This is a genomic window from Bradyrhizobium sp. ERR14, from assembly GCF_014198235.1.
In the GTDB taxonomy this organism is placed as follows: domain Bacteria; phylum Pseudomonadota; class Alphaproteobacteria; order Rhizobiales; family Xanthobacteraceae; genus Bradyrhizobium.
Genome location: NZ_JACIHD010000003.1, coordinates 465,633 through 491,038 on the forward strand (window position 1 = coordinate 465,633; position 25,406 = coordinate 491,038).

Sequence of the window (25,406 nt, forward strand, 5' to 3'; positions counted from 1 at the left end):
AAAGAGGTCAGCCGCCGAGCGAGCCCTTGGTGGACGGGATTTCTCCCGCCGCTTTCGGATCGATCGCGACCGCGGTGCGCAGCGCCCGCGCCAGGCCCTTGAAGCAGGACTCGGCGATATGGTGGCTGTTATCGCCATATAGGGTCTCGACGTGGAGAGTCACGCCGGCGTTCATGGCGAAGGCCTGGAACCACTCGCGCACCAGCTCGGTATCGAACTCGCCGATCTTGTCGCGGGGGAAGTCGGCCTTGAACACCAGGAACGGGCGGCCCGAGATGTCGATGACCACGCGCGACAGCGTCTCGTCCATCGGCATGTGCACGCCGGCATAGCGGGTGATGCCCGCCATGTTGCCGAGCGCCTGCTTGACCGCCTGGCCGAGCGCGATGCCGGTGTCTTCGGTGGTATGGTGGTAATCAATGTGCAAATCGCCCACCGCCTTGACCGTGAGGTCGATACGGGAATGGCGGGCGAGGAGATCGAGCATATGGTCGAAAAAGCCAATGCCGGTCGCGATGCTGGCCACGCCGGTGCCATCGAGGTTCACGGAGACCTCGATGTCGGTTTCCTTGGTCTTGCGCTTGATCGTCGCGGTGCGCATTGAAACTAGCTCTCATCCTGGCTCGGGGCCGAAAACGCCGGTCTTTTAACAGCCAAATGACGCCTTCGCTACCGCGGGATCGCCTTGGCAGGCCGGCACTTCCACCTATGGTGAGCGAAATTCGGTCCGGAACGGCCCGTTGTGCCCCCGCCCCCGACCGCCTAAATCAGGCCGAACAACGAGGATCATTCATGCAGGATTCCCAGAACAGCTCGCCAGGCTGGCACGGCACCACGATCTTGACCGTCCGCAAGGGCGGCAAGGTGGTGGTCGGCGGCGACGGCCAGGTCTCGATCGGCCAGACCGTGATCAAGTCCAACGCCAAGAAGGTCCGAAAACTGGGCAAGGGCGACGTGATCGGCGGCTTTGCCGGGGCCACCGCCGACGCCTTTACCCTGTTTGAGCGGCTGGAAGCCAAGCTCGAGCAATATCCGGGGCAGCTGACCCGGGCCGCGGTCGAGCTGGCCAAGGACTGGCGTACCGACCGTTATTTGCGGCGGCTGGAGGCCATGATGATCGTGGCCGACAAGGACGTCTCCCTGGTGCTGACAGGCACCGGCGACGTGCTCGAACCCGAGGCCGGCGTGATGGCGATCGGCTCCGGCGGCAATTACGCGCTGGCGGCGGCACGGGCCCTGCTCGACACCGACAAGGACGCCGAGACCATCGTCCGCCGCTCCCTCGACATCGCCGCCGACATCTGCGTCTACACCAACCGGAATTTGACGATCGAGAGCCTGGCAGCGGGATAGGCCATGGCGCCCGCCTACACCTTCCGCCCGATGACCGCGGCCGATCTGCCGATGATCCGGCGCTGGCTGGACGCGCCGCATGTTGCCGAATGGTGGCATGATCCGGAGTCGCTCGAGTTCGTCGGCGGAGACCTCGAGCATCCCGACTTGGCGCAGTTCATCGTCAGCCTTGACGGCCGGTCTTTCGCCTATCTGCAGTGCTACCAGATGAGCGATTGGCATGTCAGCTTCGGCCCGCAGCCCGTAGGGACCCGCGGCCTCGATCAGTTCATCGGCGAGGCCGACATGCTCGGATGCGGCCACGGCTCCGCTTTCATCCGCGCTTTCATCGACCAGCTCTTTGCCCGCGGCGTGCCGCGCATCGTGATCGACCCCAGCCCCGCCAATCCGCGCGCAATTCGTGCCTATGAGAAGGCTGGATTCGTGCCGCAGCACGAGATCGTTACGCCCGATGGTCCCGCCCTCCTGATGATCCGAGAGCCATGACGCTTGCCGCAACCACCACCGTCAAGACGGCGTTTCCGCCGCTCGCCTGGGCCGGCATCGCGCTGCTGCTGCTGGCGCTGCAGGCCGCGATCCTGTTCGCGATGGGGCGGGTGCCGATCTGCACCTGCGGCTATGTCAAGCTGTGGCACGGCGTGGTGAACAGCTCGGAGAATTCCCAGCATATCGCCGACTGGTACAGCTTCTCGCATGTCCTCCACGGCTTCCTGTTCTACGGCCTGACCTGGCTGCTGTTTGCGCGATTGCCCCTGCTGTCTCTGTCCTGGCCGGCCCGCCTGATCATCGCCATGCTGATCGAAGGCGCCTGGGAGATCGTCGAGAACTCGCCCTTCATCATCGAACGCTACCGCGCCGGCACGATTTCGCTGGATTATTTCGGCGACAGCATCGTCAATTCGGTCTCCGACAATCTGGCCATGATGCTGGGGTTCCTCGCTGCACGCGCGCTGCCTGTCAGTGCGACGGTCCTGCTCGGGCTCGCATTCGAGATCATGCTGGCGCTGCACATTCGCGACAATCTGACGCTCAATATCCTGATGCTGATCCATCCGATCGAAGCCGTGAAGCAATGGCAATCGGGTCCGCCCATCATCTGACCTAAAAAGCGACTTGTCCTTAACCGCCTCCCGCCCTAGCTAGACAGACATGACAGACTTCTCTCCCCGCGAAATCGTTTCCGAACTCGACCGCTTCATCGTCGGCCAGGCCGACGCCAAGCGCGCCGTCTCGATCGCGCTGCGCAACCGTTGGCGCCGGCAGCAGCTCGAAGGCTCCTTGCGCGAGGAGGTGCTGCCGAAGAACATCCTGATGATCGGCCCCACCGGCGTCGGCAAGACGGAAATCGCGCGGCGGCTCGCCAAGCTGGCGAATGCGCCGTTCCTGAAGGTGGAAGCGACCAAATTCACCGAGGTCGGCTATGTCGGCCGCGACGTCGAGCAGATCGTGCGCGATCTCGTCGAGGTCGCGATCGCCCAGGTCCGCGAGAAGAAGCGCAAGGACGTGCACGCCCGCGCGCAGCTCGCCGCCGAGGAGCGCGTGCTCGACGCGCTGGTCGGCGCCAATGCCTCTTCCGCGACGCGTGAATCCTTCCGCAAGAAGCTGCGTGCCGGCGAGCTCAACGACAAGGAAATCGAGATCGAGACGCAAGGCGGCGGCAGCGGCATGCCGATGTTCGAGATCCCGGGCATGCCGGGCGCGCAGATGGGCGCGATCTCGATCGGCGACATCTTCGGCAAGCTGGGCGGCCGCAGCAAGACGCGGCGGCTGACGGTCGAGGGCTCGCACGAGATCCTCGTCAACGAGGAATCCGACAAGCTGCTGGACACCGATCAGCTGACGCTGGAGGCGATCAATGCGGTCGAGAACAATGGCATCGTGTTCCTCGACGAGATCGACAAGATCTGCGCGCGCGAAGGCCGTGCCGCCGGCGACGTCTCGCGCGAGGGCGTGCAGCGCGATCTGTTGCCCTTGATCGAGGGCACCACGGTCTCGACCAAGCACGGCGCGGTCAAGACCGACCACATCCTGTTCATCGCCTCCGGCGCCTTCCACGTCGCAAAGCCGTCGGACCTGCTGCCGGAATTGCAGGGCCGCCTGCCGATCCGCGTCGAATTGCAGGCGCTGACCCGCGACGACATGCGCCGCATCCTGACCGAGCCCGAGGCCTCGCTGATCAAGCAATATGTCGCCTTGATGCAGACCGAGGGCGTGACGCTCGACATCACCGACGGCGCCATCGACGCACTCGCTGACGTCGCGGTCGCCGTCAACTCCACCGTCGAGAACATCGGCGCGCGCCGGCTGCAGACCGTGATGGAGCGGGTGCTGGACGAGATCTCCTTCACCGCCCCCGACCGCAGCGGCGAGACCGTCAAGGTGGATGCGGATTTCGTGCAGAAGCACGTGGGTGATCTCGCCAAGAACGCCGATCTGAGCCGGTTTATTTTGTAATTTGGATTCAGTCCGCTATCTATTCCGCTGTCGTCCCCGCCTAGCGCGCTATTGCGCACGGGCGCAGGGACCCATAACCACCAGCGGTCCTTGTTAGAAAAGATGGCGGCTCCAGCCTTGGCTCAAACAGCGTCCTGTGGTTATGGGTCCCGGGTCGCGCTTCGCTTGCCCGGGACGACAGCGGTGGTCGATCGCGCCAGCTCAGGTGCGGCGTGATCGCTCAAATTCAGAAAAATCCCTGGCGCCTTCTGCTCGTGGTCAACGCCGCCATCCTCGTCGGCGTGTTCGTTCACAAGATCCAGCTGCCGCCTTACGTCCCCTACATCCATCTCGTGGTCGACTACCATTTCGGCTTCATCAAGCGCGCGCTGATCGGGGCCATCGTCGCGCTGTTCACGGACAAGGTGCCGGTCTGGTCGGTGTTCGCGATCGGCGGGGTGACCTGGCTGGTGACGCTGGCCCTCTACGCAAGGCTGTTTCAGAATAGCTTTGGCTTCACCGCGAAGACGCTGCCGCTGTTCGTCTTCGTCGCGGGCTCGCCGTTCTTCCTGAAGAACTTCATGCACACGCTCGGCCATTTCGACATCTATGGTTGTGCGCTGGCGATCGTCCTGCTGCTGATGCCGGCGGGATCGCTGCTGTTCGTGGCCACGGCTGCGCTGTTCGCGATCGTTCTCGTGCTGATCCACCACATTCACCTGCTGATGTATGTGCCGACGATCGTCACCATCGTCGTGATCAGGCACTATCTCGCTTGCGGGCTCAACCGCGGCAACGTCGCCTTCGGCATCGTCGCCCTGCTCATCGTCGCGGTGCTGTTCTTTGCGGCGCAATTTTTTGGAACGATGCCGATTCCTGAAGCGGATTTCGTCGCGTATCTGAAAACGCGGATGGCCGACCCGTCGCGAACCGACCTGCTGCAATTCGCTTACATCTGGTACCAGCCGCTGGCGAAGGAGGTCTCCGATACCTGGGGGCGCCTGCCGCACAACATCCTCGGCGTGCCCGTGTTCGCGCTGCTGATCTGGCTGCACACGCCGCTGTGGCGCTATTTTGCCAGGCTGATCGCCGCGCTCGCAAGCGAGACGCACCGCCGCCTGGTGCTCGCGGCGTTGATCGGCGTCAGCCTCGCGTATCTCGTGATGTTCGCGATGGTGTTCGACTATTCGCGCTGGATCTCGAACTGGGCGGTCTGCATGTTCCTGATCCTACATGCGGTGAAGATGCTGCCGGCCGCGCGTGAGGCGCCGCTGATTCCGGCAGAGGATCAGAAGACGAATATCTTCGGCCTGATCCTGACGCTGATCCCACGCGTCGGCATCATCCGGCCGTTCTAAAACCTCGCCCGCCTGATCCGGACATACAGCGCGCCCTCGCCGCCATGGCCGATATGCGCGGTCTCGAAGCCGACGACGAAGGCGCGGAATTCCGGCAGGCTCAGCCATTCCGGCACCAGGCGGCGCAGCACGCCGCTTTCGCCGCCGCTGCGGCCCTTGCCGGTGATGACGAGCACGAAGGTCATGCCGTCGTGATGAGCGCGGTGCAGGAAGCCGGTCAGGGCGCGATGCGCGCGGCTCTGGGTCATGCCGTGCAGATCGAGCCGCGCCTCGATCTCGCTGCGGCCGCGCGACAGTTTTGTACGCTCGCGCTTGCCGAGCGGCGCCAGAGGCGGGACGGCCGGTTTTGCGGCGCGCGGCGCCGGTGCAGCAGCGACCGGCCGTGGCGATGACGCAGGCCGCGTGACGAGGGCTGCGGGCAAAGGCTCTGTGCGCGGAGCGGCATGCGCCTTCGCCGCGCGGTGCTTCCGCAGCGGCTTGACCTGCTTGGCAACGACCTCCCACAGCGCGCGCTCCTCCTCGCTCAGCGCGCGGCGGCGCGGCGAGGGGCGAGGCTCCAGCACGGGCGGACGGGACGATCGCTTCATTGCTGCCGATGGGGACGTTTCTTCGCCGGCCGCTGCGGTTCGGAAGCGGGCTCGATCACGGGACGCGGCGTGGGCAGCGGGACTGGACCCGCGATAGCGACCGTGTCGGTCTTGGCTTCCACAGGACCGGCGGCAGCAGCGGGCTTGGCCGTCACCTTCCCAGGATCGGTCTGTGGAAACAGCTTTGCGATCTTCTCCGAGGGGCGCGGATCGGGCACCGGCAGCCGCACAGCCCGCGCCGAGGGATCGAGGCCCTTCGGCACCAGCATCACGAAATGCATGGGATGGCGCAGCCGGCCGGAGACGCGGCCGGCCTCTTGGCCCGCGCCGAAAAACAGATCGGCGCGCGCGGGTCCGATGATGGCCGAGCCGGTGTCCTGCGCGATCATCAGCCGATGGAACGGTGTCTTGGAGCGCTCCGAATCGATCGGCAGCTCGCCCTCGATGAAGAACGGCGTGCCGTAGACATGCAGCGCCTTGTCGACCGCGATCGAGCGTCCCGCCGTCAGCGGAATGCCTTGTGCGCCCACAGCCTCGTCCTTGTCGGAGAGATTGACCTCGCGGAAGAAGATGTAGGCGCGGTTCGCGCGCCGCAGCTCCTTGGCGCCATCAGGGTTTTGCGTCATCCACTCCCTGATCTTCTGCATCGACATCTCTTCCTTCGGAATGATGCCGCGCTCGATCAGGATGCGCCCGACGGCGGTGTAGGGATAACCGTTATAAGCGTCGTAATTGAGCCGAACCGAGCTGCCGTCGTCGAACTTGATCCGCGCCGAACCCTGGATCTGCGCGAACAGCAGATCGGTCGGATCCTTCAGCCAGGCGATCTCGAGCCCGCGGCCGGCGATCTTGCCGTCCTCGATCTCGCCGCGGTCGTAATAGGGCACCAGCTTGCGGCGGCCGATCTTGCGATAGACCGGGCCCTTGTTGGGCAGGCTCACCGAATCCTGCTTGTAGCCGCGCACGAACAGATTCGAGGGACGACGATAGACCGGAACGTTGTAGACGTCGGTCTGCGTGCGCGATCCCTCCAGCACCGGCTCGTAGTAGCCGGTGACGAAACCGTCGGGCTCGCCGAGGCGCGAGATCCGCAGCGGTGCGAAGTTCTCCTCGAAGAAGGTCTTTGCCTTGGCGTCGTCGGTGAGCTCAAGCGATTTCGCCGCGCGGCAAGGTTCGTTCAGCGAGCCTGCCAGCGCCTTCGGTTCAGCCGCGCCGGTTTGTGCATTGATCGTCTTGCAGCTGGCGCGGAACGTCTTGTACGCCGCGAGATGATTGTCATCGCTCCAGCCCTTCACGTCCGCCCAAGCCAGCGGCAGATATTGCGCGCCCGGAATTTCGAACGGCAGCGGGAGCTGCGGATAGGGCAAGGCCCGCGGCGGAGCGGCAGGCAACGCTGGAGCATGATGGTGATGGCTGCGATAGTGGCGCCGCGCCGCCTCGGCGCCGAGCGAAAACGACGACAGCACGACGACACCTGCGCAAAGCGCCGTCGCGCCGGTCTTCAGATAGACCTTAATTCGCGCTTCCGGTGCCAACCAGCTTCCAGTTCGGATCGCGAGAGGTGACGTCGCGGGCGAAAGTCCAGATGTCGGTGATGTCGGCGACCGTGTCGGCGCTGCCGTCGACGATGTTGCCGGCCTTGTCCCGGGTGGCCGAGATCATCTGCGAGACGAAGCGGATCGTGAGCTGGGCGGTACGGTCGCGCAGCTCGGCGCCGACGAGCTCCGCCTTGTCGATCGAGACGAAGCGGGTCTCGGTCTTCTGCTCGTTCTTCTCGCGTTCCTTGATCGCGGCCTCGAAGCTGTCATAGACGTCCGACGACAACAGGTCGCGCAGCGCGCGGCGGTCGCCATTGGCAAAGGCCAGCACGATCATCTCGTAGGCGCCGCGGGCGCCCGAGATGAAATGGCGTGGGTCGAAGGTGGAATCCTTTTCGACGATGGCATCGAGGCCCTGCGCCAGCGCGGTGCCCGGCTCGGTCAGGCCCTTCCAGCGATCGGAGGGCGGGGTCGGCTCGGCCGTCGGCGCCAGCGGGGCCTGGTCGATCACCTTGCCCGGCATGGTCACGACGTTGTTGTCCTGGGTACCCCCGAGCGCATTGCGCGCGGCAGTCCGATCGAACGGCGGCCGCTCGTTGCCGGTCCGCTGCCCGAGCACGCTGCGCAGCCGCAGAAAGATGAAGACCGCTAGCGCCAGGAAGATGATGGTGTAGATGTCCACGTCGGATTCGCTTTCTGGTCTTTGCTTTGGGGTCGTCGCCGGGAAAATCAATCCGGCCAGTAGACCGTCCCATACGGGAACGGCAAGTCTACATCACCATTTTAGGTCCGCGTCAGGTCCGTGGGATGTAGGCACGAAATCTTGCCCGGCCAATGGCGCCTTTTGGCACAGCACCGAGTGTAGCGCGTTTTATGCTTAAGGGGAAACCCGATCCTGCCCGGAAATCGCGCATCTTCAATCATTTAAGGCGCAGATTTGCGGAAAAGGCAGGATGAACGCGGCAGTTGCGGCGCGGCCGGAATCCCGCCTCCGGGACCGTTCGTCCTTGTGGAACGAGGCGGCCCTATGTTAGCCAACCGCCGCGAAATTCAGCCCAAATCGGGTAAGGAGAGACTCTCATGACCAACGGTAACGGCACCCCTCCCGAGGCGGCCCAGGCTCCCCAGCTCAACGTGCTGGCGCAATATACCAAGGACCTTTCGTTCGAAAATCCGAACGCGCCCAGCTCGCTCCAGCAGCAGAGCCAGCCCCCCCAGATCAACATCCAGATCAATGTCAGCGCCAACAATCTCAGCGAACAGGAGTTCGAGGTGACGTTGTCGGTCGAAGGCAAGGCCGAGACCGCGGGCAAGATCATGTTCTCGTTCGAGCTCGCCTATGCCGGCGTGTTCCGCATCGCCAACGTGCCGAAGGAGAATCTGCATCCGCTGGTCATGATCGAGTGCCCGCGCCTGCTGTTCCCGTTCGCCCGCGAGATCATCGCGACCGCGGTGCGCGACGGCGGGTTCCCGCCCCTGATGCTGGATCCGGTCGACTTCGTCGGTCTATACCGCCAGAACATGGAGCGGCAAATGGCCGCTCAGCCGAGCGGCCAGGCCTAACCAGCCGGAGGAGCTGGAGCGGGCAAAAACTCGTTCCAGATCGCCTTGTCGCCGAGCGTTGCAATGAAGGCCTTGTGGGCCTCGCGCTCGGCATCGGAAACCCGCGGCGCGAGCGGCACCAGCCGCTGCCGCCGCGGCGCATCACCCGCCGCATTGACGCGAATCTCCTGAGCGTCCGACGCCAGGAGCAACTGCGACTGCCGCGCCCCAACCAGATCGACATAGACCTCGGCCAGCAGCTCGGCGTCCAGCAGCGCGCCGTGTTTGGTGCGGTGTGAATTGTCGATCGCATAGCGCGAGCAGAGATCGTCGAGCCGGTTGGACACGCCGGGATGCTTGCGCCGCGCCAGCAGCAGCGTATCGACCAGCCGCTCGCGCGGGATCGCCGCGCGCTTGATCTTGTCGAGCTCGGCATTGATGAAGCCGATGTCGAACGAGGCATTGTGGATCACCAGCGGCGCATCGCCGATGAACTCCAGAAACGCATCGACGACCTCGTGGAACAGCGGCTTGGTCGACAGAAATTCGGCCGACAGCCCATGCACCGCAAAGGCTTCCGCCGGCATGTCCCGTTCAGGATTGATATAGACGTGGTACGTCTGCCCGGTCGGCATGCGATTGAGGATCTCGACGCAGCCGATTTCGACCAGACGATCGCCGCGAAGCGGATCGAGGCCGGTGGTTTCGGTATCGAGAACGATTTCGCGCATGTCTTGAGATCAGTGGCGTGAGAGCAGCGTCTTGAGAGTCGTGTGCGGCGGCGAATCAGGCCCGCCGCTGCGGCATCTTAACGACCTCGGCCAGGATGTGGGCGATTTGCGCGCGCACCGGGTCAAGTCCATGTGACGTATCCACCACGAAATCGGCCCGCTTGCGCTTCTCCGCGTCCGGCGTCTGCTTGGCGATGATCGCGTCGAGCTTGGCCTCGTCCATCGTGCCGCGGGCCAGCACTCGCTCGCGCTGGAGTTCCGGCGAGGTCGAGACCACGACCACGGCGTCGACCCGCTTCTCGCCGCCGGTCTCGAACAGCAGCGGGATGTCCAGCACCACGACCGGCGCCTTGGCGGCTTCCGCCGCGGCGAAGAACTTTTGCCGGGACGCACCGAGCATCGGATGGACGATCTGCTCGAGCTGCTTGATTGCGGCCGGATCGTGCACGACGCGCGCCGACAGTTTTGGCCGGTCCACCTTGCCGTTCGCGGTGGTGCCGGGAAAAGCTGCCTCGATGGCGGGCGCCGCTTCCCCCTCATAGAGCTGATGCACGGCTGCATCGGCATCGTAGACGGGCACGCCGGCCTCCGCGAACAGTTTCGCGGTGGTGGATTTTCCCATCCCGATCGAGCCGGTCAGTCCCAGGATCCGCATCAGCGCTCAGCCCTGTCTGTCATTCACACCGCAACTAGCCGCTCGCCTCGCAGGAACGCAAGCAGCGGCAGCAGCGGCAGACCGAGAATGGTGAAATGATCGCCTTCGATCCGCTCGAACAGATGGATGCCCAGGCTTTCAAGCTGATAGGCCCCGACGCTGGTGGTGACGGCGTCACCGGCAGCGTCCAGATAGGCTGAAAGCTCGTCCTCGGTCATCTCGCGCATGGTCATGCGGGCGACCGCGACGTCTTCGAAAACAATCTGGCCGTCATGTGCCACGGCCACGGCGGAATTCAGCTCATGGCTGTTGCCGGCGAGATCGCGCAATTGCGCCAATGCCTGCGGACGGCCTGCAGGCTTGTTGAAAAGACGGTTGCCAAGAGCCAGTGTCTGATCGGCTCCGATCACGTAGCTTCCGGGATGATTGGCCGAGATCGCCTTGGCCTTTTCGCGCGCCAGCAGCAGAGCGATCTCGCGCGGATTTGAAAGCGCTGAAGCGGCTTGAATACCGCGCTCGTCGATATCGGCGGTAACAGCCTTGAACTCCAGCCCGGCATTGGCCAGCAGCATTTTTCGCGCGCTGCTCTGCGAGGCCAGGATCAACGGAGATTTGCCGAGCCACAGACCCATGGCGAAAGCTATCCGGAAGGCCGGTTGCGCTGGCGATCGCTGTAGAGCTTCATGATCGCCGCCGCGGTTTCCTCAATCGAGCGTCGCGTGACGTCCAGCAGCGGCCAATCGTGCTTGGCGCTGAGCTTGCGCGCAAACGCAACTTCCTCGGTGACCGACTGCCTGTCGGTATAGGTGTCGTTGCCGGAATCGGTCCCCATCGAGAGCAGGCGATTCTGACGGATCTGGATCAGGCGTTCCGGCGTCGCGTGCAGGCTGACGACCAGCGGCCGCGTCAGCGTCTCCAGTTGCGAAGGCACCGGAATGCCGGGAACCAGTGGCACGTTGGCGGTGCGGATGCCGCGATTGGCCAGATAAATCGACGTCGGCGTCTTGGAAGTGCGGGACACACCGACCAGCACGACGTCGGCATCGTCGAGGCCTTCGACATGCTGACCATCGTCATGGATCATGGTGTAGTTCAGCGCATCGATGCGCTTGAAATATTCCGCGTTGAGGACGTGCTGGGCGCCGACGCGGCCGGTGGTCGCAGCCCCGAGATAGGCTTCGAACAGCTGCATCACCGGACCGATGATCGACAGGCTCGGAACATTGATCTCCTTGCACTTGTCCTCGAGCCTGGAGACCAGATCCTTCTCCAGCAGCGTGAACAGCACGATCCCCGGCGCTTCCTCGATTTCGTCGAGCACGCGGTCGAGCTGCTTCTGGCTGCGCACCAGCGGATAGACGTGCTCGACCGGGGTGACGTTGGCGTATTGCGCGGCGACGGCCCGCGCCACGGTGATCAGCGTCTCGCCGGTGGAGTCGGACACGAGGTGCAGATGGAAATAATTGTTCGAGGTCGGCACGAAAACTCTTTGGATGAAGGCGGGGTGGTTTGTGGATTTCTGTGGAGCTTAACCCCTCGGAAAGGGTTGCGCGACACCAGGGGCGGGACAAGTGCCAATTTTCTTCACACCGCTGCCCGTCAGGACAAGTCCGGCGCCCTCGCTGCAGGGAAACGGGATTGCGCGGACAACCCCCTTGATAAGCTGCCGACAGAAAGGCGCAAGCCTTTGAAGCTGGCCGACTTATCGCAAGTCGCCAGAGCGATCAGGGATATGTTGATGGATGTGAACAAGCGCGCGTGAACACGCGGACGGAATTGTGTGAGTCCAATCCACGGTCACATAGACTCAAACCTTAAGAATCTAAGATTCTAGATTTGAGGAAGGCGCTACGGACGGATATGTGTGCAGGCAAGACCTTAACGAGTTCTTACTATCCCCAGCGTTCCCTCGGCTGGGTCGGAAATCCGGAAGCAGAAAATGTTTGAAGACGTCTATCTCTGGATCAAGGCGCTGCACGTGATTGCCGTCATCGCCTGGATGGCGGGCATGCTCTATCTGCCGCGGCTGTTCGTCTATCACAGCGAGGCCGAAATCGGCTCGAAGCAGTCCGAGACGTTCAAGATCATGGAACGCCGGCTGCTCAAGGCCATCATCAACCCCGCCATGACCGTCACCTGGCTCGCCGGCCTTTATCTTGCCTGGTCCGGCCATTGGTTCTCATTCGGCTGGTTGCACGTAAAACTGGCACTGGTCCTGGCGATGTCGGCGGTCCACGGCTTTTTTTCCCGCTGGCTGAAGGATTTCGCTGCCGACCGGCGCCCCCGGACCCAGAAATTCTATAGAATTATCAATGAGGTGCCGACCGTTTTGATGATTTTCATCGTCATCATGGTGATCGTGAAGCCGTTCTAGGCAAGACGCGCGACGATTAGCTCAGCGCTTCGGCTTGCGGAGCGGGGAGCGATTTTCTATATTATCGATATCCCACCCAACGCAGGCGGATGTGGTTGTGTCTGAGCTTTCCAGAGGCCGGACACCGCATCAGGTTTGAAGCCTCATCGGCACTTAACCTTGCCAGACCTGCGGACCTTATCTTCTCACGTCCGCATTTCAGAGCCTCCTCGCACCCCTCCCAAGGTTACCCCACAGGACCACCCCAATGCGGGAAATTAAACTCGAAGACCTCAAGTCTAAAACGCCGGCCGAGCTCGTCTCGTTCGCGGAGGAGAATGGGGTCGAGAATGCCAGCACCATGCGCAAGCAGGAGCTGCTGTTCGCCATCCTCAAGCAGCTCGCGCTTGCCGAGACCGATATTGTCGGCCAGGGCGTCGTCGAGGTTCTCTCCGACGGCTTCGGCTTCCTCCGCTCGCCTGATGCGAATTATCTGCCGGGCCCGGACGACATCTACGTTTCGCCGTCGCAGATCCGCCGTTTCGGCCTGCGCACCGGCGATACCATCGAAGGCCACATCCGCAGCCCGAAAGAGGGCGAGCGCTATTTCGCGCTGCTGAAGGTCAATACGCTCAATTTCGAGGACCCGGAAAAGGCCAAGCACAAGGTCAATTTCGACAACCTCACGCCGCTGTTTCCGAATCAGCGTTTCCGCATGGAGATCGACGATCCGACGCGGAAAGACTTGTCTGCACGCGTGATCGACATCGTCGCGCCGATCGGCAAGGGCCAGCGCGCCTTGATCGTCGCGCCGCCGCGCACGGGTAAAACCGTGCTGATGCAGAACATCGCGCACTCGATCACGCACAATCATCCCGAATGCTATCTGATCGTGCTGTTGATCGACGAGCGTCCGGAAGAAGTCACGGACATGCAGCGCTCGGTGAAGGGCGAGGTCGTGTCATCGACCTTCGACGAACCGGCGGTGCGTCACGTCCAGGTCGCCGAGATGGTGATCGAAAAAGCAAAACGTCTGGTCGAGCATGGCCGCGACGTCGTGATCCTGCTCGATTCGATCACGCGGCTCGGTCGCGCCTACAACACCGTGGTGCCGTCATCCGGCAAGGTGCTGACCGGCGGTGTCGACGCCAACGCGCTGCAGCGCCCGAAGCGCTTCTTCGGTGCCGCCCGCAACATCGAGGAGGGCGGCTCGCTGACGATCATCGCGACCGCGCTGGTCGATACCGGCAGCCGCATGGACGAAGTCATCTTCGAAGAGTTCAAGGGCACCGGTAACTCGGAGCTGATCCTGGACCGCAAGGTCTCGGACAAGCGCACCTTCCCGGCGATCGACATCTCGCGCTCCGGCACCCGCAAGGAAGAGCTCATCACCGATCCGCAGGTGCTCAAGAAGATGTACGTGCTCCGCCGCATCCTCAACCCGATGGGCACGATGGACGCGATCGACTTCCTGCTCGACAAGCTGCGCTCGACCAAGAGCAATTCGGAGTTCTTCGACTCCATGAACACCTGATTGCAGTGCAGTATGAATTTTAGGGCGCCTTCGGGCGCCCTTTTCGTTGTGCAGCTTTGCTGCAGCGAAAGTGCAGCATGGAGCTATATCGAAGCGCAGATCCGGGCTGCTCGGAAGATGTTGATATGTCTACATAATAGTTGACACTCGTTGGGCGAACCTTCCAATCGGCGAGATTTTTGCAGCAAATTTCCGGATCTTTGCTGCAATGCAATATGATCTTTGCTGCGGCAAAAGCGCAGCAAAATCGACCCGCCGCGGTCTAAGGAATGGCCCCGTTTGCCTTTTCGTCGCGAGCCGGACAAATAGGCCATGCATCCGCGAGACCAGACCATCTTTGCGCTGTCGTCCGGCCGGGCGCCGAGTGCGATCGCCGTGGTGCGCATTTCGGGTCCACAGGCCGGCTTGGCGTTGACGACCCTGGCGGGGAAGCTGCCGGCGTCGAGGCAGGCCAGCCGCCGGCTGCTTCGTGACGGCGCGGGCCAGCCGATCGACGATGCGGTCGTGCTGTGGTTTCCGGGGCCGGCCAGCGCGACGGGCGAGGACGTCGCCGAATTCCACGTGCATGGCGGCCGCGCGGTCCTGGCCGCGCTGCTTGCTGCTATTTCTGTAATTCCGAATACGCGTGCGGCCGAGCCCGGCGAGTTCACGCGGCGCGCCTTCGAGAATGGCAAGCTCGACCTCACCGAAGCCGAGGGCCTCGACGATCTCATCCACGCGGACACCGACCGCCAGCGCCGTCAGGCGCTGCGCCAGCTGCAGGGCCTGCTCGGGGACCGTGCGCGCGACTGGCGCGAGCGCATCATCGAGGCGTCGGCGCTGATCGAGGCCGGCATCGATTTTTCCGATGAGGGCGATGTGCCGGCGGAGCTGAGGGCGCCGGCGGTGCAAGCGATCAAAGCGCTGTACGATGAAATTGCAGAAGTCCTTGCAGCACAGGGACATTCTGAACGTCTGCGCGAGGGCCTCGTGGTTGCGATCGCAGGGGAGCCGAATGTCGGCAAGTCGACGCTGATGAATCAGCTCGCGCGCCGCGAGGTCGCGATCGTCTCGCCGTATGCCGGCACGACGCGCGACGTGATCGAGGTCCAGCTCGATCTCGATGGTTATCCCGTCACGGTGATCGACACTGCCGGCATTCGCGAGACCGATGATCCGGTCGAGCAGGAGGGCGTGCGCCGGGCGAGAGCGCGGGCCGAAGACGCCGACCTCGTGCTGTGGCTGGTGGAGGGGGAGCAGGCCGTCGATCCCAGTGCGATGCGGTCGCCGCGGACGTCTGATGAGGGCGATCCGTCCGGTGGACCGGTCTGGATCGTCCGCAACAAGGTCGACCTGAGCGAGGGCGTCGTACCGCGGGCCGAGTTCGGGATCTCGGCGAGTCGGGGGGATGGTGTCCCGGACCTTGTGGACGCGCTGGTTAAATTCGCCTCTGAGTTTTTCGGAGCCACCGAGGGCGCGCTGGTGACCCGGGCTCGCCAGCGGGATCTGTTGGTCCGGACGTCAGAAAGCTTGCGCCGGAGCCTGGACCTTGTAGAAGACGGCGAGGAGCTTGCGGCCGAAGAGCTGCGCGCTGCCGCTTATGCCTTGGGCCGATTGCTGGGCCGGGTGGATGTCGAAGACGTCCTCGGAGCCATCTTCCAAAAGTTCTGTATCGGAAAGTAAGTCTAGTTCTTCATTGTAGAACTAGCCCTTGTTCCATTCTTTGTGTTTCACGTGAAACATTCCAGGGCTCGTTGTCGCTCGATATCTGGATCCGCTTTGAAGTTCGGATGGGCACAGCGCGAGCACGGCGAATGGAAGTTCCCTCTCTCTGTGCACAAAGGACCGCTTCAGCGGCGCTACGCTCACCCCAGTCATTGCGAGGAACCTCGCGACGAAGAGACCCAGACTGCCTTCTGAGGAGGGATTCTGGATTGCGCTTTGTTCGCAATGAAGAGTGTGGCGGCTAGCGGATCCAATATCCACCGGTCGGCACTTTGTCCGGGGAATGCCGATTTCGTTTCACGTGAAACACGAGCCAATCCAACTGTCATTCTACTGTGCATGGGGTTGTTTTCGCGAAATCGCTTGGGCCCCCTGATCCGTGTTTCACGTGAAACATCAGCCCACGAGTTTCTTCTTCCGGCTTTCCCGACACTGAGCTAGAAGTCCGCCATGCGAACAGTGCGAGAAAGCTTCGACGTCATCGTGATTGGCGGCGGCCACGCCGGCTGTGAAGCCGCGGCTGCGGCCGCCCGGATGGGCGCGACGACCGCTCTGGTGACGCATCGTTTCTCCACGATCGGTGCGATGTCCTGCAATCCCGCGATCGGCGGCCTCGGCAAGGGTCATCTGGTTCGGGAGGTCGATGCGCTGGACGGTCTGATGGGTCGCGTGGGCGATGCCGGCGGCATCCAGTTTCGCGTGCTCAATCGCCGCAAAGGTCCCGCCGTCCGCGGTCCTCGGGCCCAGGCAGACCGGAAGCTCTATGCCGCCGCGATGCAGGCCGCGATCCGGCAGACCGAGGGTCTCTCGGTCATCGAGGGCGAGGCTGACGAGCTGACCGTGGCCGATGGCCGCGTCACCGGTCTGCGCCTGGCCGATGGCCGTGAGCTCCGGGCAGGGGCTGTGGTTGTCACCACGGGCACCTTCCTCCGCGGTCTCATTCATCTCGGCGAGAAGAACTGGCCGGCCGGCCGCGTCGATGAGGCGCCCGCGATGGGTCTTTCCGGCTCGTTTGAGCGCGCCGGCTTCACCCTGGGACGGCTCAAGACTGGCACTCCGCCGCGTCTGGACGGCACCACGATCGACTGGTCGGCGGTCGAAATGCAGCCCGGAGACGAGCCGCCGGAGCCGTTCTCGGTGATGACCGAGCGGATCACGACCTCGCAGATCCAGTGCGGGATCACCCGGACCACGCCCGCGACCCATGAGGTGATCCGGGCCAATGTCCATCGCTCGCCGATGTACTCCGGCCAGATCAAGAGCTCTGGTCCCCGCTATTGCCCCTCGATCGAGGACAAGATCGTCCGCTTTGGCGATCGCGACGGTCATCAGATCTTCCTGGAGCCGGAAGGGCTCGACGACAGCACGGTCTACCCCAACGGCATCTCGACCTCGCTCCCTGAGGAGGTCCAGCTCGCGATCCTCGCCAGCATCCCTGGCCTGGAGCGGGTCAAGATGGTCCGCCCGGGCTATGCCATCGAATACGACCATATCGATCCCCGCGAGCTCGATCCGACCCTGCAGACCAAGCGTCTGCGCGGCCTGTTCCTGGCCGGACAGATCAACGGCACCACCGGATACGAAGAGGCCGCCGGGCAGGGCATCGTGGCCGGCCTGAACGCGGCACTGGCTGCGAGCGGGGCCGCACTGACCGTGTTCGACCGCGCAGACGGCTATCTCGGCGTGATGATCGACGACCTCGTGACCCGCGGGATCAGCGAGCCCTATCGGATGTTCACCTCGCGCGCCGAATACCGGCTGACGCTGCGGGCTGACAATGCCGATCAGCGCCTGACCGAGAAGGGCATCACTTTGGGGTGCGTCGGAAGTGATCGGACGCTGCATCACCGCGCCAAGATGGACGCCCTCAACGCCGCTCGGACGCTGTCGAAGTCGCTGACCATCACCCCGAACGAGGCGATCAAGCACGGGCTGTCCCTGAATCGGGACGGCCAGCGCCGCTCGGCGTTCGAGCTGATGGCCTATCCCGAGATTGGCTGGAGCCAGGTCCGCGCAATCTGGCCGGAGCTGTCGGCCATCGATCCCGTCATCGCCACCCATCTCGAGATCGACGCCAAGTACGATGTCTATCTGGAGCGCCAGAGCGCCGACGTCGAGGCCTTCCGGCGCGACGAGGGGCTGGTGCTGGCGGAGGTCGATTACCAGCAGGTGCCCGGGCTCTCCAACGAGGTGCGTGCCAAGCTGGAGAAGGCACGGCCGTTCACCGTGGGGCAGGCCGGCCGCATCGATGGCATGACGCCGGCCGCACTCGGTATTCTCGCGGCCTATCTCCGCCGCGAGGCCCGGAAGACTTCCCAGGCAATCGCATAGGCGTTTCACGTGAAACAGCGCGGACCGGGCGGGGACAGACCGCTATCGCGACGACCCGGAGCGGGTGAGGGCGCTGGGCGGCGTAGCGAACCGCCGGCAAGACCGAAGATCGACAAGGCCAGCGCCAATGATCAGTCGCTCGATGCCATCATCGCCGCGGACAAGATCGCGGCGCTCAAGCTCGCGCCCGTTTCACGTGAAACCGAGATACGGCTCGACCGCTACATTGCGCTGCTGCGGGAGTGGCAGGCCAAGACCAATCTCGTCGCGCCCTCGACCCTGCCAAACCTCTGGACCCGGCACATCGCCGATTCGCTCCAGCTCGTCGATCTCGCGCCCGCCGCAAAGCGCTGGGCCGATCTCGGCAGTGGCGGCGGTTTTCCCGGCGTCGTCCTGGCCTGCGCCATGGCGGCGTCGCCGGACGCGAAAGTTCACCTCGTCGAGCGAATCGCCAAGAAGGCGGCGTTTCTGCGCGAAGCAATTCGCGTCACCACATCTCCAGGAGTCGTACATCTCGCTGAGATCGGGGATAATGTGGATAGAATCACCGGCCCCGTCGATTGCGTCACCGCGCGTGCGCTGGCTCCGCTACATCAACTCATCGGCTTTGCGGAGCCGCTGATGCGCCAGGGCGCAAAGGCGTTATTTCCTAAGGGTCAAGATGTAGAGGCTGAATTGACCGAAGCCGCTAAATATTGGAATATCGAGCCTCGGCTCCACCCAAGCCGCACGGGTGACGGCTGGATCGTGGAGCTCGATGCCGCCGAACGGCGCAGCTGAGGCGCTCAGGGGTTGAGTGGGGAAAATTTCGATGACCGTGATTGACGAGCCGCAGCAAGAGCAGACCGAAGAGCCGACCCAGGAACCGACCAGCGAGGTGCCGCATGGCCATCCGCGCATCCTGGCGCTGGCGAATCAGAAGGGCGGTGTGGGAAAAACAACCACAGCGATCAACCTCGGCACGGCGCTCGCTGCGATCGGCGAGCGCGTCCTGATCGTCGATCTCGATCCGCAGGGCAACGCCTCGACCGGCCTCGGCATCGATCGCCGCAACCGCTCATGCTCGACCTATGACGTGCTGATTGGTGAAGCCCCGCTGCGCGAGGCCGTGGTCTCGACCGCGGTGCCGCGGCTGCACATCGCGCCCTCGACCATGGATCTCTCCGGCCTCGAGCTCGAGCTCGGCACCACCCCCGGCCGCGCCTTCAAGCTGCGCGACGCGATCGGCGCGCTCAACAACAACGTCTCGCCGGATGCCGACTACACCTATGTGCTGATCGACTGCCCGCCCTCGCTCAACCTGCTCACGGTGAACGCGATGGCGGCCTCCGACGCGATCCTGGTGCCGCTGCAGTGCGAGTTCTTCGCGCTCGAAGGTCTGTCGCAATTGCTGCAGACGGTGGAGCAGGTGCGCTCGACGCTCAATCCGAACCTGTCGATCCACGGCATCGTGCTGACCATGTTCGACTCGCGCAACAACCTCTCCAACCAGGTCGTCGCCGACGTCCGCCAGTTCATGGGCGAGAAGGTCTACAAGACCATGATCCCGCGCAACGTGCGCATCTCGGAGGCGCCGTCCTACGGCAAGCCGGTGCTGGTCTACGATCTCAAATGCGTCGGCAGCGAAGCGTATTTGCGGCTCGCCACCGAAGTGATCCAGCGCGAGCGCGAGCTGCGCGTCACGCATTGACGGAGAGATCCGTAGGGCGGGTTAGCGCAGCGTAACCCGCCGTCTATCTCGCCTCGAACAAGCCGGCGGCGGATTACGCTACGCTAATCCGCCCTACGTCCTACAAGTTTCGAAATTCAGTTCTGGAGTGCTGCACCGTGAATCCAAGGGAGCTGGCGATGGCCGACGAAGCGCGTTCGCGACTGGGCCGGGGTCTTGCAAGTCTGATCGGTGATGTCGGCGGCGAGGCCCAGCATGTCGATCGGCCGCGCGCGCAGCGCAAGGTGCCGATCGAGTTCATCAAGGCCAATCCGCGCAATCCGCGCCGCACCTTTTCGGACACCGAGCTGAAGGAGCTCAGCGAGTCGATCAGGCAGCACGGCGTGATCCAGCCGATCGTGGTGCGTCCGGTGAAGGGCGCACAGGATCGCTTCGAGATCATCGCCGGCGAGCGGCGGTGGCGCGCCTCGCAGATGGCCGGCCTGCACGAGGTGCCGATCGTTCCGGTCGACATCAGCGACAGCGACGCGCTGGAGTTCGCGATCGTCGAGAACGTGCAGCGCGAGGACCTCAACCCGATGGAAGAGGCGCAGGGCTACCACGCGCTCGCCAACGAGTTCAAACGCAGCCAGGACGACATCGCAAAAGTCGTCGGCAAGAGCCGCAGCCACGTCGCCAACATGATGCGGCTGACGAAGCTGCCGGCCGAGGTGCAGGCCTTCATCGCAACCGGCGAGCTGACGGCCGGTCACGCCCGCGCCCTGATCGGCGTGCCGGATCCGCTCGCCGCCGCCAAGCGCATCGTCGAGGAAGGACTCAACGTCCGCCAGGCCGAGGCGCTCGCGCATGAAGAGGGCGTGCCGGAGCGCAAGCCGCAGAAGGCGCGCGCCAGCGGGGGCAAGGAGAAAGACCCTGATACGATCGACCTCGAAAAGCGCGTCAGCGATGCGCTCGGTCTCAAGGTCACCGTCAATCACCGCGACCCCGGCGGTTCGGTCCAGATCAGCTACAGCAACCTCGATCAGCTCGATGAGGTGATGAAGCGGCTGGCCAAGGGCGCGCTGTAGGCCAAGCCCTCGCTGTCGTCCCCGCGAACGCGGGGACCCATACCGCGTGATTTAGCGATCGGGCCGGGGGCGCAGTACCGGACTGCAAGTCTTCGCCAAACCACTTCCTGTGATTATGGATCCCCGCGTTCGCGGGGATGACAGCGTGGCTCAGCCCCGCCGCTTTGCATTCGCAGCAATGGCCATCAATGTCCGCTGGGCGATGGCGGCGGCTAGCGTGGACTGCTTGCGGGTGTCGAGCGCCGCGGTTGCGAGCTGCTCGATAATGGCGGCGAGCCGCGCCACGCTGAAATTTCGCAGCGCCGTTTCGACCGCGGGCTTACGTGAGAAATGCAGGCGCGGATAGCCGCCGTCGAGCACAGCGGAGGCAGGCTGACCCTCGGCGATCGCGAGCGCGGATTTGTGCAGCCACGCAGCCTGGCGCTGCGCGGCGGAAATGATCACGCCGGGATAGGTGCCGGCGATCATGGCTTTTGCGAATTCGGTCTCGACGATGTCGGGCCGTCCGGCAAAGGCGCCGTCGACGATCGGGTCGAGCTTCAGCTCGGAGGCGTCGGCGACCACGGCCATCACGTCATCCAGCGTGACCTCGCCCTTGCCGTGGGCGTAGAGCGTCAGCTTGCGCAGCTCGTTGCGCGAGGCCTGGCGGTCGCCGCCGAGGAACGACATCAGCGCCGCACGGGCATCCTGCGCGATGCGCAAATTGGCGATGCGTAATTCGTCATCCATCAGCTTGGCGAGGTCGCGCTCCGTGTCGGGATAGCAGCCGATCGCCACCGCGGCCTTGGCCTTCTCGCAGGCTTTTCGCAGCGGCGAGTCCGGGCGCAGCTCGCCGGCCTCGATCACGATGCGGCAATCCTTCACGCTCATCTCGGCCAGCGTATCGATGCCGCTGGCAAAGCTGCGCGAGCCGGCGCGGATGCGGATGGCGCGGCGGCCGCCGAACAGCGGCACCGTCATGGCCTCGTCGACGAGGCGCGAGGGCTCGGCGGAGAGCTCGTCGCCGTCGAGCTTGACCAGCGAGAACGGATCGTTGGGATCATCGACTGCCGATGCGATCAGCGCATCGGCGCGCTCGCGCACCAGGCCGGCATCGGGACCGTAGAGCAGGATGATCGGACGGCCCGCATCGGGGCGGGCGAGGAAGGCGTCGATCTCTTTTCCACGCAGCGCGACCATCGGGCCCAACTGTCATTCCGGGGCGCGCGAAGCGCGAACCCGGAATCTCGATCTATAATCTCTGGATTCCGGGTTCGCCCTGCGGGCGCCCCGGAATGACGGGAATGCACTACGTGCCAGCGGTGAAGAACGAGGCGAGCCGGGTCGTGATGTTCTCGGCGATCTCGTTGGCGGCACGATCCTCCGCGTCGCGGACGGCGCGGGTGCGGGAGAAGCGCTGATAGGACCCGGGCATGTCATAGGACACGCGCGAGAACGTGGTGCCGGTCATCACCGACTTGCCGGTCGCGACCTCGATCAGATTGTACTGGGCGTCGATGCCGAGGTTTTCGCTGGTCGGCAATCCCGTCGTGGCGCTGACGATCAGCGAAGAACGGCTGGAGGTGAAGCGGATGTCCAGCCGATGGGTCGGCGGCATTCCGGTCGCGGTGCCGTAGAGCTTGAAGGCGAGAGCATTGCGGACTTCGACACCGACACGGGCCTCGCGGGAGGCATTGGGCTTGGCGATCGGCGGGAGCTCGACCCCCATCAGCTTCTCGCGCAAGCCGGGGGTGCCGTCGCCACGCTCGGCATACATCGGCTGGAAGCAACCAGCCGTCAGCGCCGCCAATGCGGCGACCGCCAGCAAGCGGGCTGCGATGCGGATCCTAGCCGACAACATTTACGATCCTCTTGGGGACGATGATCACCTTGCGGACGGGCTTGCCGTCCAGGGCCAGTTTTACCGCATCGAGAGCCAAAACGGCAGCCTCGATTTCCGGATTCTGGGCCGCTGTTGCAACTGTGACGTCACCCCGCTTCTTGCCGTTGACCTGGACCACGAGGGTCACGCTGTCTTCAACCAGCAAATCGCGTTCGATTTGCGGCCAATTGGCCTCGGAAACCAGCCCGCTCTGGCCCAGAGCTTGCCAGCACTCTTCGGCAAGGTGCGGCATCATCGGGGAGAACAGCTGGACCAGGATCTGGCCGGCTTCGCGGATCGCCCAAGCCAAATCGGGGGTTGGCTGGCCGGGGCGCTGCAGGATCTCCGAGAAGGTATTGGCGAATTCGCGGATATGGGCCAGGCAGACGTTGAAGTGCAGCCGCTCGATTCCGGTGGTGACCTTGTCGAGCGCGCCATGGGCGGCCTTGCGCAAGGCAGTCGCGTCCGGGCCGAAGCTGGCCGGCCGGGCCGCCGGCGCGGCTTTGCCGAGCTCGATGGAATCGTTCACCAGCCGCCACAGCCGCTGGACGAAGCGCGAGGCACCCTGGACGCGCTCGTCGCTCCAGATCACGTCGCGGTCGGGCGGGGAGTCCGACAGCATGAACCAGCGGGCGACATCGGCGCCGTAGGTCTCGATGATGTCGTCGGGATCGACCGTGTTCTTCTTCGATTTCGACATCTTCTCGATCGGGCCGATCTGGATGTCTTCGCCCGTCGTCAATAGCGTTGCACGGCGCCCATTTCCGCCGACCTCGACCTTGACCTCGGCCGGCTGCACATAGGTGCCGTCGGCTTTCTGGTAGGTCTCGTGCACCACCATGCCTTGCGTGAACATGCCGGCGAACGGCTCGTCCAGCGCGATGTGCCCGGTCGCCTTCATCGCGCGGGTGAAGAAGCGGCTGTAGAGCAGATGCAGGATCGCGTGCTCGACGCCGCCGATATATTGGTCGACCGGCAGCATCCGGTTGGCGACGGCGGGCGTCGTCGGCGCGGTCTCGTTCCAGGGATCGGTGAAGCGCGCAAAGTACCAGGACGAATCCACGAAGGTGTCCATGGTGTCGGTTTCGCGCTGGGCTTTGCCGCCGCATTTGGGGCAGGTGACGTGCTTCCAGGTCGGATGATGGTCGAGCGCATTGCCCGGCTTGTCGAAGGTCGCATCGTCAGGCAGCGTCACCGGCAAATCGGCATCCGGTACCGGCACCACATCACATTTCGGGCAATGGATGACGGGAATCGGGCAGCCCCAATAGCGCTGGCGTGAGATACCCCAGTCACGCAGGCGGAAATTCACCTGGCGCTCGCCGACCGGCGCGTTGCCGCGCAGCTCGCTTTCCAGACGTTTTGCGACCTCGTCCTTGGCCTGCTCGATGGTCATGCCGTCGAGGAAGCGCGAATTGATCATGCGGCCGTCACCGTCATAGGCGGTGTCGGTGATGACGAACGATTTTGGGTCCTGGCCCTCGGGGCACACCACCGGCGTATTGCCGAGATTGTACTTGTTGACGAAGTCGAGGTCGCGCTGATCGTGCGCCGGGCAGCCGAAGATCGCGCCGGTGCCGTATTCCATCAGCACGAAATTCGCGACATAGACCGGCAGCTTCCAATTCGGATCGAACGGGTGCACCGCACGGATGCCGGTGTCAAAGCCCTGCTTCTCCGCGGTGTCGATGATCGACTGCGCGGTGCCGATCTTCTTGATGTCGGCCATGAACTCCGCAAGCTCAGGGTTCTTCGCGGCGGCCGCCTGCGCCAGCGGATGATCTGCCGAGATCGCCATGAACTTTGCGCCGAACAGCGTGTCCGGGCGCGTCGTGAAGATCTTCAGCTCACTCTCGCCGGCGGGCGTCGTCGCCTGATCCAGCGCGAAGCGGACCAGCAGCCCTTCCGAGCGGCCGATCCAGTTGCGCTGCATCAGCCGCACCTTGTCGGGCCAGCGATCGAGCCCGTCGAGCGCGGACAGCAGCTCCTGCGAGTACTTCGTGATCTTGAAGACCCATTGGCTCATCTCACGCTGCTCGACGATCGCACCGGAGCGCCAGCCCCGGCCGTCGATCACTTGCTCGTTGGCGAGCACGGTCATGTCGACCGGATCCCAGTTGAGCTTGCGCTTCTCGCGCTCGGCGAGGCCGGCGCCAAGCATGTCCAGGAACATCTTCTGCTGATGCTTGTAGTAGCTGGGGTCGCAGGTCGCGAATTCGCGTGACCAGTCCAGTGACAGCCCGATCGAGCGGAGCTGCTTCTTCATCGCGGCGATGTTGTCGTAGGTCCAGGCTTTCGGCGCGACCTTGCGCTCGATCGCGGCATTCTCGGCCGGCAGGCCGAAAGCGTCCCAGCCCATCGGATGCAGCACGTTGAACCCCTTGGCGCGCATGAAGCGGGCCAGCACGTCGCCGAGCGTATAATTCCGGACATGGCCGATATGGATGCGCCCGGACGGGTAGGGGAACATCTCGAGCACATAGTATTTCGGCCGCGAATCGTCGTTCTTGGAGACGAAGATCGCCTGTTCGTCCCAGAGGCGTTGCCAGCGCGGTTCGGCGTCGCGGGCGTTATAGCGTTCGGAGGTCATGGAATCGTTGGGGTTTTCGTGGGTTCGGCCGTCTCAAGACGGCGGACTAGGCCATAGAAGTCCTTAGGGGGTCAATGGGTTGCCGCGGTTTGGAACCTTG

The 25,406-nt window shown here is 63.9% G+C and carries 24 protein-coding genes; 13 read left to right on the forward strand and 11 right to left on the reverse strand.

The window, feature by feature from the left end; all coding sequences use genetic code 11:
- Nucleotides 1-7 precede the first annotated feature (7 nt).
- On the reverse strand, nucleotides 8-601 hold the full coding sequence (hisB, locus tag GGD62_RS11985) for an imidazoleglycerol-phosphate dehydratase HisB (protein ID WP_183708596.1): 594 nt from the start codon (nucleotides 599-601) through the stop codon (nucleotides 8-10).
- A gap of 191 nt (nucleotides 602-792) precedes the next feature.
- On the opposite strand from hisB, the gene hslV reads away from it, so the two are divergent.
- From hslV to GGD62_RS12010, 5 genes are all read left to right on the forward strand, one after another.
- Nucleotides 793-1,353, forward strand: coding sequence for an ATP-dependent protease subunit HslV (gene hslV / locus GGD62_RS11990; RefSeq protein ID WP_018323528.1), 561 nt, complete (start codon nucleotides 793-795; stop codon nucleotides 1,351-1,353).
- A gap of 3 nt (nucleotides 1,354-1,356) precedes the next feature.
- On the forward strand, nucleotides 1,357-1,839 hold the full coding sequence (locus tag GGD62_RS11995; RefSeq protein ID WP_183708598.1) for a GNAT family N-acetyltransferase: 483 nt from the start codon (nucleotides 1,357-1,359) through the stop codon (nucleotides 1,837-1,839).
- Nucleotides 1,836-2,453 (forward strand): DUF2585 domain-containing protein, encoded by a 618-nt coding sequence (locus tag GGD62_RS12000; protein WP_018323530.1) that lies wholly within the window; start codon nucleotides 1,836-1,838, stop codon nucleotides 2,451-2,453. Before GGD62_RS11995 ends, GGD62_RS12000 begins: the two co-directional genes overlap by 4 nt.
- Nucleotides 2,454-2,502: 49 nt before the next feature.
- On the forward strand, nucleotides 2,503-3,807 hold the full coding sequence (gene hslU, locus GGD62_RS12005) for an ATP-dependent protease ATPase subunit HslU (RefSeq protein WP_092251328.1): 1,305 nt from the start codon (nucleotides 2,503-2,505) through the stop codon (nucleotides 3,805-3,807).
- Between the two features lie 212 nt (nucleotides 3,808-4,019).
- Nucleotides 4,020-5,144, forward strand: a complete 1,125-nt coding sequence (locus tag GGD62_RS12010) for a hypothetical protein (protein WP_183708600.1) — start codon at nucleotides 4,020-4,022, stop codon at nucleotides 5,142-5,144.
- Here GGD62_RS12010 and GGD62_RS12015 read toward each other — a convergent pair.
- From GGD62_RS12015 to GGD62_RS12025, 3 genes are read right to left on the reverse strand one after another with little or no spacing between them, the layout of a single operon-like run.
- On the reverse strand, nucleotides 5,141-5,731 hold the full coding sequence (locus tag GGD62_RS12015; protein ID WP_018323533.1) for a Smr/MutS family protein: 591 nt from the start codon (nucleotides 5,729-5,731) through the stop codon (nucleotides 5,141-5,143). The two genes, GGD62_RS12010 and GGD62_RS12015, sit on opposite strands and share 4 nt — an antisense overlap.
- Nucleotides 5,728-7,266, reverse strand: a complete 1,539-nt coding sequence (locus GGD62_RS12020; protein WP_018323534.1) for a murein transglycosylase A — start codon at nucleotides 7,264-7,266, stop codon at nucleotides 5,728-5,730. The genes GGD62_RS12015 and GGD62_RS12020 overlap by 4 nt, the downstream gene beginning before the upstream one ends.
- On the reverse strand, nucleotides 7,244-7,951 hold the full coding sequence (locus tag GGD62_RS12025) for a Tim44/TimA family putative adaptor protein (protein WP_092251324.1): 708 nt from the start codon (nucleotides 7,949-7,951) through the stop codon (nucleotides 7,244-7,246). Before GGD62_RS12025 ends, GGD62_RS12020 begins: the two co-directional genes overlap by 23 nt.
- A 398-nt stretch (nucleotides 7,952-8,349) precedes the next feature.
- Between GGD62_RS12025 and secB the strand changes: the two genes are divergently transcribed.
- Complete coding sequence (gene secB / locus GGD62_RS12030; protein WP_018323536.1) at nucleotides 8,350-8,832, forward strand: protein-export chaperone SecB; 483 nt, start codon at nucleotides 8,350-8,352, stop codon at nucleotides 8,830-8,832.
- Here the strand turns inward: secB and dnaQ are convergent.
- Genes dnaQ through GGD62_RS12050 form a run of 4 tightly spaced genes read right to left on the reverse strand, consistent with a single transcriptional unit; the run spans nucleotide 8,829 to nucleotide 11,677 of the window.
- Nucleotides 8,829-9,542 (reverse strand): DNA polymerase III subunit epsilon, encoded by a 714-nt coding sequence (gene dnaQ, locus GGD62_RS12035; protein ID WP_018323537.1) that lies wholly within the window; start codon nucleotides 9,540-9,542, stop codon nucleotides 8,829-8,831. The two genes, secB and dnaQ, sit on opposite strands and share 4 nt — an antisense overlap.
- 55 nt (nucleotides 9,543-9,597) lie before the next feature.
- Nucleotides 9,598-10,197 (reverse strand): dephospho-CoA kinase, encoded by a 600-nt coding sequence (coaE, locus tag GGD62_RS12040; protein WP_018323538.1) that lies wholly within the window; start codon nucleotides 10,195-10,197, stop codon nucleotides 9,598-9,600.
- Nucleotides 10,198-10,220: 23 nt separating this feature from the next.
- Nucleotides 10,221-10,829, reverse strand: coding sequence for a nucleoside triphosphate pyrophosphatase (locus GGD62_RS12045; protein ID WP_018323539.1), 609 nt, complete (start codon nucleotides 10,827-10,829; stop codon nucleotides 10,221-10,223).
- 8 nt (nucleotides 10,830-10,837) lie between these two features.
- Complete coding sequence (locus tag GGD62_RS12050; protein ID WP_018323540.1) at nucleotides 10,838-11,677, reverse strand: pyruvate, water dikinase regulatory protein; 840 nt, start codon at nucleotides 11,675-11,677, stop codon at nucleotides 10,838-10,840.
- A 459-nt stretch (nucleotides 11,678-12,136) separates the two neighbouring features.
- On the opposite strand from GGD62_RS12050, the gene hemJ reads away from it, so the two are divergent.
- From hemJ to GGD62_RS12085, 7 genes are all read left to right on the forward strand, one after another.
- A complete protein-coding gene (gene hemJ, locus GGD62_RS12055) occupies nucleotides 12,137-12,571 on the forward strand; it encodes a protoporphyrinogen oxidase HemJ (protein WP_091965360.1) in 435 nt (144 codons plus the stop codon).
- A 247-nt stretch (nucleotides 12,572-12,818) separates the two neighbouring features.
- Nucleotides 12,819-14,084: a transcription termination factor Rho gene (gene rho / locus GGD62_RS12060; protein WP_008133567.1), complete on the forward strand. Its 1,266-nt coding sequence runs from the start codon at nucleotides 12,819-12,821 to the stop codon at nucleotides 14,082-14,084.
- 312 nt (nucleotides 14,085-14,396) lie between these two features.
- Nucleotides 14,397-15,746: a tRNA uridine-5-carboxymethylaminomethyl(34) synthesis GTPase MnmE gene (gene mnmE, locus GGD62_RS12065; RefSeq protein WP_183708602.1), complete on the forward strand. Its 1,350-nt coding sequence runs from the start codon at nucleotides 14,397-14,399 to the stop codon at nucleotides 15,744-15,746.
- A gap of 492 nt (nucleotides 15,747-16,238) precedes the next feature.
- Complete coding sequence (mnmG, locus tag GGD62_RS12070) at nucleotides 16,239-18,119, forward strand: tRNA uridine-5-carboxymethylaminomethyl(34) synthesis enzyme MnmG (protein ID WP_183708604.1); 1,881 nt, start codon at nucleotides 16,239-16,241, stop codon at nucleotides 18,117-18,119.
- 108 nt (nucleotides 18,120-18,227) lie between these two features.
- On the forward strand, nucleotides 18,228-18,899 hold the full coding sequence (gene rsmG, locus GGD62_RS12075) for a 16S rRNA (guanine(527)-N(7))-methyltransferase RsmG (protein WP_409333943.1): 672 nt from the start codon (nucleotides 18,228-18,230) through the stop codon (nucleotides 18,897-18,899).
- A gap of 31 nt (nucleotides 18,900-18,930) precedes the next feature.
- Nucleotides 18,931-19,809 carry a ParA family protein gene (locus GGD62_RS12080; RefSeq protein ID WP_210317804.1) on the forward strand — a complete coding sequence of 293 codons (879 nt, stop codon included), beginning with the start codon at nucleotides 18,931-18,933 and terminating at the stop codon, nucleotides 19,807-19,809.
- A gap of 158 nt (nucleotides 19,810-19,967) precedes the next feature.
- Nucleotides 19,968-20,855, forward strand: coding sequence for a ParB/RepB/Spo0J family partition protein (locus GGD62_RS12085; RefSeq protein WP_183708606.1), 888 nt, complete (start codon nucleotides 19,968-19,970; stop codon nucleotides 20,853-20,855).
- Nucleotides 20,856-21,005: 150 nt separating this feature from the next.
- Here the strand turns inward: GGD62_RS12085 and holA are convergent, their stop codons facing one another.
- From holA to leuS, 3 genes are all read right to left on the reverse strand, one after another.
- Complete coding sequence (gene holA / locus GGD62_RS12090; protein ID WP_092251317.1) at nucleotides 21,006-22,034, reverse strand: DNA polymerase III subunit delta; 1,029 nt, start codon at nucleotides 22,032-22,034, stop codon at nucleotides 21,006-21,008.
- Between the two features lie 109 nt (nucleotides 22,035-22,143).
- Complete coding sequence (gene lptE / locus GGD62_RS12095; protein WP_018323549.1) at nucleotides 22,144-22,695, reverse strand: LPS assembly lipoprotein LptE; 552 nt, start codon at nucleotides 22,693-22,695, stop codon at nucleotides 22,144-22,146.
- Entirely contained in the window at nucleotides 22,682-25,306 is a 2,625-nt protein-coding gene (gene leuS / locus GGD62_RS12100; RefSeq protein ID WP_183708608.1) for a leucine--tRNA ligase, read from the reverse strand. Before leuS ends, lptE begins: the two co-directional genes overlap by 14 nt.
- Nucleotides 25,307-25,406: the final 100 nt, after the last annotated feature.